Raw genomic sequence first — 12,309 nt, 5'->3', positions numbered from 1 at the left:
TGGCGCCAGCTCGGCGCGGCATAAGGGACAGCCATCCTGTCCTTGTAGAGACGAGTTCGCATTTGTCTGCCAGCACCGTTAGGGCTCATCCTTTACGGTTCGTTGCTGGTACTGGACCCGGATCCGTTATCCACAACTTGGGCATCCGGATCCGATTTGGATTCGGCCCGAAATCCTGTCGGCGTCTTGCCGGTCCATCGCCTGAATGCCCTGTCGAGGGCGGCCGGGCCGGAGAGGCCTACCTGAAGGGCGACTTGCGAGATGGGTAGAGTTGTGTTCGAGAGGAGGTCTTCGCTGACGCTCTGGCGCACGTCGTCTTTCATCTGGCTGAAGGAGGTGCCCTTTGCCTGTAGGATGCGCTGTACACGACGTGGATGCAGGCCACAGATTGCGGCAAATACATCAAGAGTCAGATCGTGTTGAGCGATGTTATCCGCAAGCATGCTACGAAGATAGGAAAGGGGTGCTTCGCTGGTGCCGTCGGGCGCGAATTCCCCTCGTGACGCTTCCACCAGGTCCCAGTCCAGCGAGAATGGCGTCCAAAGCCATTGCGGCGGAAAAGAAATCCGCAAGCCGTTGATCTCGGATTTCACAAGCGCCTGTTTCGGCAGAAACCCCGGCGGAAGACCTGCGGTGGTCGGCACAGTGACGAGGATGTCTTTGGGGTCAAAAGTGCCACCGATACCCTGTCTGATCACGGTCACGTAGAAGGCGACGCCGACTGCATCCAATTGTCTTGATGGCCTCAACACCCTGATCGTGCGCAGAATCTCCAAGCTTGCAACGTCGGGTAAAACGATTAAGGAATACCTGACATTATCAACTTGCTTCGAAACCTCCACAATCACCCGGGAGAGGAAATCTCCAAGGGTAGCCGCGTGGCTCGCCGCTTCCCGGAGCCCGGGCGTCCCCTTCCGGGCGACTTCGATCGCCACCGTTGCGCCAAAATACGGGTCGCCGAGAGTTTCGGCCATGTCCTCCATGGCAGCATAACAGGCGGTCGCCTCAACCAGCATCGCAGGATCGGACAGCGCGCCGAGCGGAATCCTGTTGCGGGCAAGCAAAGCGTCGATATCGCCGCCGCGCAAGGCGAATGCCTTGCCGAGCGGGTACAAAACCAACATTGCTCGGGTAAATTTCGGGGCAGATGGCTTGCTCATCCGGGCTTTTTCTCATCTTTAAGGGGCTTAACCACACGCTATACAATTGTGCCACTGCGGGCATGAGATGCAAAGACCTGACCTCACGGGCAGTGTAGCTTTCAGGCCAGACACGAAGAGATTCTGGTTACGAGCGCTCGGCGCTAATCACCTATGCAATCGCGGGAGCTTGAAAATGCTACGAACAAGAACCTCGGGGGCCGCCACGATGGTGGCTCTGCTGTTGTCGACTACGGCCGTGCTGGCGAATGACATCGTCATAGTCGGCGGGAGGGTGATCGACCCCGAAACCGGTCTTGATGCGATTCGCAACGTCGCCATCGAGGGCGACAAAATCATGGCGATCAGCGAATTCCCGCTGGCGGGTGATGTGGTGATCGACGCCACCGGCCATGTCGTGTCGCCGGGCTTCATCGACCTGCATTCCCATGGCCAGAACATCGGCGACTACAGGATGCAGGTCATCCAGGGCGTTACCACGGCGCTGGAGCTTGAATCCGGCATTGTGCCGGTCGGCGACTGGTATGAGGAACAGGCCACGAAGAAGCTGCCGATGAACTATGGCGCGTCCGCAGGCTGGACCCACAGCCGGATTGCGACCTTCAGCGATACCGATCCCTTGGCCACGGCGGCGTTTTTCACGGATGCGCAGGGCCGCACCGACTGGAAGCAGGACATCGCCAGCGCGGAACAATCCGAGCGTATCATGTCGCTGCTCGAACAGGGCCTGAAGGACGGTGCGCTGGGTATCGGCATCAACGCCGGCTATGCGCCGGGTTTTGGACACAAAGAGTATTACGCGCTGGCCGAACTGGCCAACAAATACAATGTCCCGACCTATACCCATGTGCGCTATGCCAGCAACACCGAGCCACAAAGCTCGTTCGAGGCGATTCAGGAGCTGATCAGCCTCGCCGCCATAACAGGCGCGCACATGCATCTATGCCATATCAATTCGACCTCGCTATCGGATATCGAAGCCACGATGGCGCTGGTGGAAAAGGCGCAGGCCCAGGGAATCAACGTCACGACCGAAGCCTATCCCTACGGCGCAGCCAGCACCGTGGTCGGCGCGGCCATGTTCAGCGGCCCGAACTGGCGCGACCGGATGGACTCGACCGCCAACAACTTCCAGCTTGGCGCGGATCGGATGACCGAGGATGAACTTGCCGATTATCAGGCCAACAAGCCCGGCACCTTCATCGTCTGGCATTTCCTGGACGAGGCCGATCCCGCGGCCCTGTCGCTGCTGGACGTTTCGGTGACCAATCCCGCGACAGCGATCGCCTCGGATTCCGTGCTCTGGTCCTATTTCGATGAAAACGGCAACATTCTGCTATACGATGGCGATGAATGGCCGCTTCCCGACAATGTGTTCAGCCATCCGCGGTCAACAGGCGCGTATACCAAGGTCCTGCGGTCCTATGTGCGCGAACGCGGGATACTGTCGCTTTCCGAAGCGATCCGCAAGATGTCGCTGCTGCCGGCACAGACGCTGGAAGACAGCGTGCCGCAGATGCGCACCAAGGGCCGGATTCAGGTGGGCATGGACGCGGACATCGTCGTCTTCGATCCCGCCACGGTGGCTGACCTGGCCACCTTCGAGAACGCCAATCAACCGACCGTGGGCGTGCAAACCGTGATCGTGAACGGCGGCTTCTCGGTGCGTGACGGCGAGCTGGTATTGAACGCACCCAATGGCAGGGCGATCCGTAATGTCGTTGCAGACTGAAAACACGGACTCGCTGGAGAATTCATCTATGGTTACTAAATTGGCGGGCATCGACCACGACAAAGATGACGACGCTCTGAAGAGTATTTCCCGGCGCAGCTTCATGGCAAGCGGCGTTGCCGTTGGAGCGGCGGCGAGTGCAGCCGGGCTCGGGCTGGCATCCCAGCCTGCCTCTGCACAGACGAGCGGGCCAGTCCGCGCCGGCGCATCAGGTTTTGAGCCGCTTGAAGTCGACAGCCCGATGGCGAGATGGAAAACGCCCCAGTCTCTGGAATTCGTCGAAAAGGCGACCAGGAATTACAGTTTTCCCAATTGGCAGTCCGGCAGCGAAGACTCCATCTACTACAACCTAAATATCCCTGAGTTCTTCAAATGCTCTTATATCGCACCCCCGAAGGAATTCTCGAAGCTCGAACGCGCGATTGATTCGTCGATCCTGGATCTGACCTATACGTCCGTTGACGGCACACCCACACCGCCGCTGAAGGAATACCTGGTCGGCAAGCGTCAGGTTCAGGCGATGATGATGGCGCACAAGGGCAAAGTGGTTTTCGAGGTTTATCCGGGAATGAACCCCACGGATATTCATATCTGGATGTCGGCATCCAAGCCAACCGTGGGTCTGCTCGTCGCGATGCTCGCCGATGAGGGCAAGATCGATCTGGATGCACCCGTCCCGACCTATGTGCCCGAGGTCAGGGGGTCGGCATGGGAGCAGGCCACGGTCCGCAACGTGATGAACATGTCCTCCGGCCTCGATATCGAGGAAACCATCGAGAACTTGCTGAATCCGGATTCCTGGATCGCCAAATGGTTCACGGCCGGTTTCGAGCTGAACAAGGGCGATTTCCGCGAAATGTCGAAGAACGCCCAACCGCTGCCCGATGAGCCTGCAGGCTCGCATTTCCGGTATTCTGGCGCAAATACGCAGACACTGGTGCTGCTGACGCAATTTGTTACCGGAGAGCGGTGGCAGACCACGTGGAACGAACGTGTTTGGTCAAAAATCGGGGCGAAGAACGCCTTTATCACCGCCCTTGCGCCGGATGGAACGCCCTTGTGCGCCGGAATGCACAACACCACGCCGGAAGACTTGTTGCGCTACACGATGATTTACACGCCCAGCTGGAATGTGGTGTCGGAGGAGCAGATCATCTCGGACAGGTTGCTGAAAAGCATCCAGACCATGGGCAATCCCGAGGCCTACAAAGGCTCGACCGAAGAGCAATACGGCACGGACTGGTTCGGCGAAGTCCCTGACTACAACTCGGCCCAGTGGGACCATGTCTTCAACGACGGCGCCATGTTCAAGCACGGGAACATGGGGCAGGGCATCTATGTCGATCCCTCCCGCGATTTCTGTGGCGTGTATTTCGGGTTGGCGCCCAACCCGGATGAAATCTCGGGAGTCGATCATTCCCCGGGATTTCTGCGTAACGCTGCGAGAATGCTGGCCGGTGGATAAGCGCCCGATGACCTCGCCGTGCTACCGGATAGGGCAATCCGCAACCTGGTTATGGGTTGAGGCTGTCCCGGTGAAAAAGGAAGAATCTGAATGAAACACCTATTGACGATCCCCGCAACTGTGTGTTCGGCAATCTTGGTTACCGGGGCCTGGGCGCAGTCCCAACCCGAGGTGAACAACGGCACCAACCCGACCATTCTGGCGACCAGCGCCGGCATTCAGTACAAGTATTCGGATTTCGGATCAGGTTTTTCCAACGGCCTCTTAGAAGCCAGTTTCACGGTGCCGTTCGGTCCAGGAAACAACAAGGCCCTGACTTTCACGTTGCCCTACGCCTCAGGCCCAGTCGATGACAGTTTTGGGCTTGGCGACCTTAACGTGAAATTTATTCATGTCCTTGCCGTGAATGCGACGCGCGGGATCGCCTATACGGCGAAGCTTTCGTTCGATAGCGCTGACCGGCCCGATCTTGGCAACGGCCAGACGGTGCTGGAACTATCCGGATTCTATGCCAAATTCCTCGAGGATGGTTCCATCGTCGCGCCGTCGCTGGTTCAGACCTTCGGTCTGGGCGACGAAGATGCGGGCCGCAGCAAGATCAACATGACCACCTTCGATTTCTACTATGTGCCCAAACTTGCGACCGAAAAAATGTTCGTTGCCTTTGATCCGGCCCTCATCTTCGACTGGGAAAGGGATAAAGGATATGCCAGCCTGACGACCACCTTCGGCTTTCCGATGGGAAAGGCGTTTGGCGGCGACAGCCAGATTTTCATCAAACCGCAGATACTAGCGGGCGCCCACCGCCCTGCCGACTGGAGCCTTCAGGTCGGGTACAAGGTCATCGGATTTTAGCCGCTGGCCTGAGACCCTTGAAGGCTTCGTGAAGCCACATAGCTGTAAACGTAACTCAGAAGGGAAGTAAGAAATGCGCCCAAGTAAGAAATTTCTGCCAGGTGCGCTCATGCTCAGCACTCTGGTCGCCACCGCTGTTTATGCACAAGACTATGATCTGGTGATCAACAACGGCCGGGTCATGGACCCTGAAACCCTGTTCGACGATATCGCCAATGTCGGCGTGAAGGACGGGCGCATCGTTGCGATCAGCAAGGACCCGCTGACGGGTGCCGAGACCATTGATGCGACCGGCCATATCGTGGCGCCGGGCTTCATCGACACGCATTTCCACTTTCAGATGCCGATCGGTTATTCCCTCGGGTTGCGCGACGGGTTGACCAGCAGCATGGATTTCGAGATGGGCTGTGCGGGATCCTATGTCGCCGCCTGGTACGAGGCGCGCGCCGGTGTGACCCAGGCCAACTATGGCTGCGCGGTCAGCCACGAGTTCGCCCGGGCGATGGTGCTCGACGGTTCGGACGGCGCCGAGTACCTGATAAACGGCCCCGTAGCCGCTTACACAACTCGGGCGAAAACAGGCTGGAGCGTGACGCGCCCGACTCTGGAACAGGGCAACGCGATTCTCGAAGAGCTTGACAAGGGCCTGCAGGCCGGCGCACCCGGCATTGGCAGCACCACGGGCTATATGAGAGCGGGCATCTCTTCCCGCGAGTTGTTCGAGGTGCAGAAGGTTGGCGCACGCTATGGCCGTCCGACGGGCTCGCATACACGCTATACGCTTGGCAACGACACGACCGAGGTCAACGGCGCGCAGGAACTCATCGCAAACGCAATCGCGCTCGGCGCGCCTGCGATCGTCTTGCACTTCAACAACCCCGGCTGGCGCGTGACACACGAATTGATTTCAGGGCTGCAGGAAAGGGGCTTCAACATCTGGGGTGAAATCTATCCTTACGCTGCAGGCTCTACCACGATCAATGCGGAGTTTCTGGAGCCTCAAAGCTGGGTCGACGATCTTGGCAACCGCTATGAGGAAACCATTCTGGATCCGGTCACGAATGAGTACTATACCCTAGAGACCTACAAGGCGACCATCGCATCCGAACCGACCAGGCCGGTCGTCGTATTCAAGATGCCCGAAGAAGATCAGGCGAAGTGGCTGACGCTGAAGGGCGTGACCATGGCCAGCGATGGGGTTGGTGCCCAGCCCTACGACGCCCCGTGGGATTTCCCGATGGACCAGCTGGGCGGCACACACCCCCGGACCGCCGGATCCCGGGGCGCAACGATCCGGCTCGGTCGGGAACACAACATCCCGATGATGCAACTGATGTCGATCCTCAGCTACAACGCGGCCAAGCATCTGGGCGATACGGGCCTGAAGGCGATGCAGGAACGTGGCCGCATCCAGACCGGGATGGTTGCCGATATCGTGGTGTTCGATCCCGAACGCTTCACGGACAATTCGACCTACGATAAGGGTGCCACCCCTTCGACGGGCATGAAAGCCGTGATCGTCAACGGTCAGGTCACCGTGCGTGACGATGTGCTGCTTCCTGTCTTCGCCGGTCAGCCGATCCGGTTTGAGCCCGAAGACAAGCCGCGCTTCGTGCCGGTCTCGCTGGAAGCATGGAATGCCGAATTCTCGACCGGGATGCCCAGTGACTTCACGGGTGCTTTCCCCGTGGACGGTGGAAACTGATCGTGATTGCATTCAGGCAACAAGAAGTCAGCGTGCGATTCTTGATCTCTGTCTTTGTGGCGGCCTTATTGGCCGCCACTCAAGCAACTGCAGAACCGGAGGCGATCGAGTTCTCAGACTTGGCGGATCCGTTGGCGGTGGCCTTTGACGACCCCTACGCAGCCATGGGGGTCGACATGCTGAACGAATTGAAACTGTTGGTTCAGTCGGACGAAAAGCTCGCTGGCACTGATCTTGATGAGGAGACACGCACGCGCCTGGAGGTCCGCCGCACCGCCGCGCGGGAAGTGCTTGAAGCGAATGGTCACGATGTGGAAGCGCTGCTTGAGCAGCGCTGGGACGTCGCCAGGAAGCGGCAGAGCGCCCGCATGGCCACCAACCCCATCTTCGATGGCGTCGAGGTCTCGATCTCGGGCTATATCATCCCTGCACCGCCAGACGCGGATGGCAGCGGTTTCGGCTATCTGGTGCCGCAGGTCGGAATGTGCAGCCACCTTCCGCCGCCACCACCAAACCAACTCGTCAGAGTCAGACTGCGCGTGGATCAACAGGTCGAATCCGTTTATCTGCCGGTTCGGGTGTCGGGGCTGTTGCGCGTCGAGCCAAGCGATGAGACCATATTCGTTCTCGACGGGGAGTCGCGCATGCTGAGTGGCTGGACCCTCAACGCCGAAACCGTCGAGTTGCCGGATGGATGAGGTGGGAATGGCCCGGCCCTAACCCCGGAGAACGGGAGATGTTGGCGAAGCCGGGCGGCGCCGCATCCAGGAAAGAAGAATTCGCCAAGGGCGCATTCAAGACGATCGCCCGGCTAGTGCTAAAGCCATCAATAGAAACCAAGATTGAAATGGAGACACCAATGAAGAATCAAAAACATATCCTGACCGGGACCTTCTTGCTAAGTGTCATGTGCTCCGTTCCGGCCTTGGCACAAGACTATGATCTGGTGATCAACAACGGCCGGGTCATGGACCCGGAAACCCTGTATGACGACATCGCCAATGTCGGTATCAAGGATGGCCGGATTGCCGCGATCACCAAGGACGCGCTGACGGGTGCCGAGACGGTGGATGCCACCGGCCACATCGTGGCGCCGGGCTTCATCGACACCCATTTTCACTGGCAGACGCCAATCGGCTACCGGGTCGGCTTGCGCGACGGGTTGACCAGCGGCATGGATTTCGAGGCGGGCTGTGCGGGATCCTATGTCGCCGCCTGGTACGAGGCGCGTGCCGGTGTGACCCAGGCCAACTATGGCTGCGCGGTCAGCCACGAATTGGCCCGCGCGGTGGTGCTCGACGGGGCAGAGGGCGATTTTCTGATAAACGGTCCCATTGCTGCTTTGGAAACCCGCAAGAAATCGGGCTGGAGCGTGACGCGCCCGACCCTAGAACAGGGTAATGCGATTCTCGAAGAGATTGACAAGGGTCTGCAGGCGGGCGCACCCGGCATTGGCAGCACCGTGGGTTATATGAGGGAGGGCGTCTCTTCCCGCGAGATGTTCGAGGTGCAGAAGGTTGGCGCACGCTATGGCCGCCCGACTGGCGCACATACACGCTATACGCTTGGCACCGACACGACCGAGAACAACGGAGCGCAGGAACTCATCGCCAATGCCCTGGCGCTGGGTGCCCCGGCGATTGTTCTTCACTTCAACAACCCCGGCTGGCGGCTTGCCCAGCAAATGATTGTTGGGCTTCAGGAACAGGGCCACAACATCTGGGGTGAAATCTACCCCTATGCTGCCGGGTCCACCACGTTGAATGCGTCGTTCCTGCAGCCGGAGAGCTGGGTCGAGCAATTGGGCAACCGCTATGAGGATACCGTGCAGGATCCGGTCACGGGGGATTTCTACACCCTGGAGACATTCAAGACCGACATGGCCGCCAATCCGACCAAGCCGATCGTCGTATTCAAGATGCCCGAAGAAGATGCGCCGAAATGGCTGACGCTGAAGGGCGTTACCGTGGCCAGCGACGCGCTTCCTCCCGAACCTCTTTTCGGCCCGTGGGATATCCCGCTGGACCAGCTCGGCAACACCCATCCCCGCGCGGCTGGCACCCGGGGTATTACGATCCGCCTCGGTCGGGAACACAACATCCCGATGATGCAGCTGATCTCGATCCTCAGCTACAACGCGGCCAAGCATCTGGGCGATACGGGCCTGAAGGCGATGCAGGAACGCGGCCGCATCCAGACCGGGATGGTTGCCGATATCGTGGTCTTTGACCCCGAACGCTTCACGGACAATTCGACCTACGACAAGGGTGCCGTCCCTTCAACGGGCATGAAAGCCGTGATCGTTAACGGTCAGGTCACGTTGCGTGACGACAAGGTGCTTCCTGTTTTCGCCGGTCAGCCGATCCGGTTTGACCCCGAAGACAAGCCGCGCTTCGTGCCAGTCTCGGTGGAAGCGTGGAATGCCGAATTCTCGACCGGCATGCCCAGTGACTTCACGGGCGCCTTCCCGGCGAATGGCGGCAATTGATCGCGCCGCATCCAAGCAAGGAGACGGGATCATGCAGTTTTTGATCTCCGTCTCCTGGCTGCCATTTGCCCAGATCTTCAGCGCGGGCTGTCGGTTCCGCGTTGTCAATACCGAACGGGACAGTCCCGAAACCCATCTCACAGAATAGGGAGAACGAAAATGAAATTTCGAAACACCATCATGGCCCTTGCGGTTTCCGCGGCGGCCAGCTTCGGCCCGGCATACGGCCAGACAGCGGACGGACAGTCCGTTGGAGCCGCGATCGAGCGGGTCGCGACGAAGCTTGCGGGGCGCATCGGCTTTGCGGCGCAGGAAATCGGCAGCGACGAGGTTATCGCGTTCAATGGCGATGAAACCTTTGCCATGGCCAGCACCTACAAGGTTGCGATTGCCGCTGCGGTATTGGATCGCGTCGACAAAGGCGAACTCAGCCTCGACCAGATGGTCGAGGTCACACCCGACATGATGATGATCGGGGATGCTGCGCTGAGCGACACATTCGTGCACCCTGGGCTTCAGCTTTCGGTGGCGAACCTGATCGAGATCATGATCACGGAGAGCGACAACACGGCGACCGACATCTCGATGGGTCTGGCGGGCGGACCGGCGGCAGTGACCGAATATCTGCGCAGGCTCGGGATCACCGATTTCAGGGTCGATCGGACGACTGGCGAGATCATCGGGGAATTCTATGGCCTGCCGGGACCGGCCACGATGAAAGTCGCCATGGAGGCCTTTGTGACCCGACCGGAACTCATGACGATCATGGGTGACCGCAATCTGGACTTCGAGGCGGATCCCCGCGACCACGCAACGCCCCTTGCGATGCTGCAACTCCTGCTTGCCATCGACAGCGGCACGGCGACAAGCGCAGAGAGCCGCGACTTCCTGCTCGATGTCATGTCGCGCACGCGCACCGGCGCTGCCCGGCTCAAGGGGCTGCTGCCGAGGGGAACGCCCGTGGCGCACAAGACCGGAACCATAGGGGGAGTGGCCAATGACGTCGGCTATATCACGCTCCCCGACGGCCGTCGGTTTGCCGTCGCCGTGTTCACCAAGAGCAGCGAGACATCCGAGGCGGACAGGGATCGGGCCATTGCAGAGGTCGCACGGTCGCTGTTCGACTACTTCCACGTCGGGCAGATGGCGAAGCAGTAAACGGGGAAACTTCGCCTTGCAGGCTCTGCTAGGGCAATCTTGCACGGCGAAGACAGAACTCGTTGGGAACAACCATCGTTTCACCAACAGCAGAAATCCAGTGAAAACTCCAAGGCAAAGGAAAACCCAGTGAATAACTTAGGTAAACTATTGTGCACCTTAACGGTTTCGTCATCACTCGCCATTCAGCCGGCGCTTGCGCAGCAGACTCCGCGGGTCATGACGCAGGAAGAGGGCCAGGCGACCTTTGATGCGGTGCTCGCCGAAGCTTCTGAACTGATCAAGGAACTGAAGATCCCGGGACTTGGTGTCGGGGTCATCCATGGGCCCAACTCCTACGGCGCCGGCCTCGGTGTCACGAACGTAACCACCGGAGAGCCCGTTACCCCTGATACGCAATTTCAAATTGGCTCTGTGACCAAAACCTTCCTGTCGACAGTGGCCCTGCAGCTGTCCGAACGGGGCGAGCTGGATTTGAACGCGCGTGTCGTCGACCTCCTACCGTGGTGGAGGGTCGCGGATCCCGACGCAACGTCGAAAGCGCGGGTCGTTGACCTGTTCCACCATCACGCTGGCTGGTATGGCGACCATGGGTTCCTTCCTGTTCCTCCGGGCGGGTCGATCAGCGAGAAGGTCATGCTCCAGGCGGCTTACGTCGAGCAGATCTATCCGTTCGGTCAAACCTGGATGTACAACAACACCAGCATCACCTTCGCGACCCATGTGGTGTCGCATGTCGGCGGAAAGCCGATCGAGGACCTGATCGAAGAGAACCTGCTCACCCCGCTCGGCATGGAGTCGTCATCCTTCAACTACGACCCCACCCCGCCGGCCAAAGATTACGCATGGGGCCATCCGCCGATCTACGGCGAAGGCAGCATCAGTGATCTCAAGCCGTACTACATTCCGTTGATCAGAGAGTCCGCAGCCTCCGGCGGAATCCGGTCGACGGTTACCGACATGCTGAAATACGCCCGCTTTCAGCTGGACGGCAAGGACGCCGCCGGGAACCAGCTGTTGTCCATGGAAGCGCTGGACTATGCCCACGCTCCGGCAGTCGACGCTTCGGTCGGCGAGTTTACCGGACTGACATGGTTCGTCCATGACTACGACGGCGCCACCAGCCCCTTCCACGGGGGGAATTGGCCCGGCACGCGGTCTTTTCTAAAGCTGATCCCGGAACACGACTTTGCCGTGGTGATCATGGTCCACAGCGATCGCGGTGTCGAAGCCTACAGCAAAATTGCGGACAAAATGGTCAAAGCCTTCACGGGCATCGAGGCCGACTCTCCGGTCGCCGCGGGCGTTGATCCGGCTGTGCTCGATCCCTTCGTCGGCGTCTTCAAGGGGAATTCCCAAAACATCGAGATCCGCAAAGAGGGCGACAAATATGTGTTTGTGCAGTTCTCCGCATTGACCAGCGGAGCGGATCCCGCGCCTGCCAATGTGGCCAACACGGCCGAGGGCTATTTCATCATCACCGAAGGCCCGAACGAGGGCGCCCTTGGTGAATTGCTCGAAGATCCGTCTGGCGAACTCAACTTCGTGCGGTTCAACCACCGGATCTTCATTCGGGGCGACGGGGCGGTCGATGAATTCGACCTCTCCGGGTCTGTGTTCGACAAACCGGCTGAGTAAGAGCCACGGGTTCGGTGGAGGGGCGATCCTGCACAGCCAGATTGAACTCTTTACCGAACTCACTGCATCGACAACGGGGGACGTCCAATGCGAAAACTAAACCCAAAG

9 protein-coding genes are annotated in these 12,309 nt (G+C 59.4%); 8 read left to right on the top strand and 1 reads right to left on the bottom strand.

What is annotated here, in order from left to right; genetic code table 11:
- Nucleotides 1-92: 92 nt before the first annotated feature.
- Nucleotides 93-1,160: an AraC family transcriptional regulator gene (locus OEZ71_RS20080; protein WP_263741874.1), complete on the bottom strand. Its 1,068-nt coding sequence runs from the start codon at nucleotides 1,158-1,160 to the stop codon at nucleotides 93-95.
- A 175-nt stretch (nucleotides 1,161-1,335) separates the two neighbouring features.
- Here OEZ71_RS20080 and OEZ71_RS20075 point away from each other — a divergent pair, with 175 nt between their 5' ends.
- From OEZ71_RS20075 to OEZ71_RS20040, 8 genes are all read left to right on the top strand, one after another.
- Entirely contained in the window at nucleotides 1,336-2,892 is a 1,557-nt protein-coding gene (locus OEZ71_RS20075; protein ID WP_263741873.1) for an amidohydrolase family protein, read from the top strand.
- A complete protein-coding gene (locus tag OEZ71_RS20070) occupies nucleotides 2,876-4,357 on the top strand; it encodes a serine hydrolase domain-containing protein (RefSeq protein WP_263741872.1) in 1,482 nt (493 codons plus the stop codon). The genes OEZ71_RS20075 and OEZ71_RS20070 overlap by 17 nt, the downstream gene beginning before the upstream one ends.
- Before the next feature lie 90 nt (nucleotides 4,358-4,447).
- Nucleotides 4,448-5,212: a hypothetical protein gene (locus OEZ71_RS20065; RefSeq protein WP_263741871.1), complete on the top strand. Its 765-nt coding sequence runs from the start codon at nucleotides 4,448-4,450 to the stop codon at nucleotides 5,210-5,212.
- Nucleotides 5,213-5,321: 109 nt separating this feature from the next.
- Nucleotides 5,322-6,917 carry an amidohydrolase family protein gene (locus OEZ71_RS20060; RefSeq protein ID WP_263741870.1) on the top strand — a complete coding sequence of 532 codons (1,596 nt, stop codon included), beginning with the start codon at nucleotides 5,322-5,324 and terminating at the stop codon, nucleotides 6,915-6,917.
- Between the two features lie 2 nt (nucleotides 6,918-6,919).
- Nucleotides 6,920-7,615 (top strand): DUF3299 domain-containing protein, encoded by a 696-nt coding sequence (locus OEZ71_RS20055; protein ID WP_263741869.1) that lies wholly within the window; start codon nucleotides 6,920-6,922, stop codon nucleotides 7,613-7,615.
- 161 nt (nucleotides 7,616-7,776) lie between these two features.
- Nucleotides 7,777-9,405, top strand: a complete 1,629-nt coding sequence (locus OEZ71_RS20050) for an amidohydrolase family protein (protein ID WP_263741868.1) — start codon at nucleotides 7,777-7,779, stop codon at nucleotides 9,403-9,405.
- A gap of 159 nt (nucleotides 9,406-9,564) precedes the next feature.
- Entirely contained in the window at nucleotides 9,565-10,563 is a 999-nt protein-coding gene (gene bla / locus OEZ71_RS20045; protein WP_263741867.1) for a class A beta-lactamase, read from the top strand.
- A gap of 219 nt (nucleotides 10,564-10,782) precedes the next feature.
- Nucleotides 10,783-12,201 (top strand): serine hydrolase domain-containing protein, encoded by a 1,419-nt coding sequence (locus OEZ71_RS20040; RefSeq protein ID WP_263741866.1) that lies wholly within the window; start codon nucleotides 10,783-10,785, stop codon nucleotides 12,199-12,201.
- Nucleotides 12,202-12,309 lie beyond the last annotated feature (108 nt).

This window comes from Albidovulum litorale (genome assembly GCF_025751495.1).
GTDB classification, from domain to species: domain Bacteria; phylum Pseudomonadota; class Alphaproteobacteria; order Rhodobacterales; family Rhodobacteraceae; genus Albidovulum; species Albidovulum litorale.
Note: the sequence above shows the minus strand (reverse complement) of the source record. Positions and strands in the feature narration are given on the sequence as shown.

Excerpts from the sequence above, each read along its gene's own strand:
- OEZ71_RS20075 (WP_263741873.1), top strand. The coding sequence starts at position 1,336 with ATGCTACGAACAAGAACCTCGGGGGCCGCCACGATGGTGGCTCTGCTG.
- OEZ71_RS20040 (WP_263741866.1), top strand. The coding sequence starts at position 10,783 with ATGACGCAGGAAGAGGGCCAGGCGACCTTTGATGCGGTGCTCGCCGAA.
- OEZ71_RS20050 (WP_263741868.1), top strand. The coding sequence starts at position 7,777 with ATGAAGAATCAAAAACATATCCTGACCGGGACCTTCTTGCTAAGTGTC.
- bla (WP_263741867.1), top strand. The coding sequence starts at position 9,565 with ATGAAATTTCGAAACACCATCATGGCCCTTGCGGTTTCCGCGGCGGCC.
- OEZ71_RS20060 (WP_263741870.1), top strand. The coding sequence starts at position 5,322 with ATGCTCAGCACTCTGGTCGCCACCGCTGTTTATGCACAAGACTATGAT.
- OEZ71_RS20070 (WP_263741872.1), top strand. The coding sequence starts at position 2,876 with ATGTCGTTGCAGACTGAAAACACGGACTCGCTGGAGAATTCATCTATG.
- OEZ71_RS20065 (WP_263741871.1), top strand. The coding sequence starts at position 4,448 with ATGAAACACCTATTGACGATCCCCGCAACTGTGTGTTCGGCAATCTTG.
- OEZ71_RS20080 (WP_263741874.1), bottom strand. The coding sequence starts at position 1,160 with ATGAGCAAGCCATCTGCCCCGAAATTTACCCGAGCAATGTTGGTTTTG.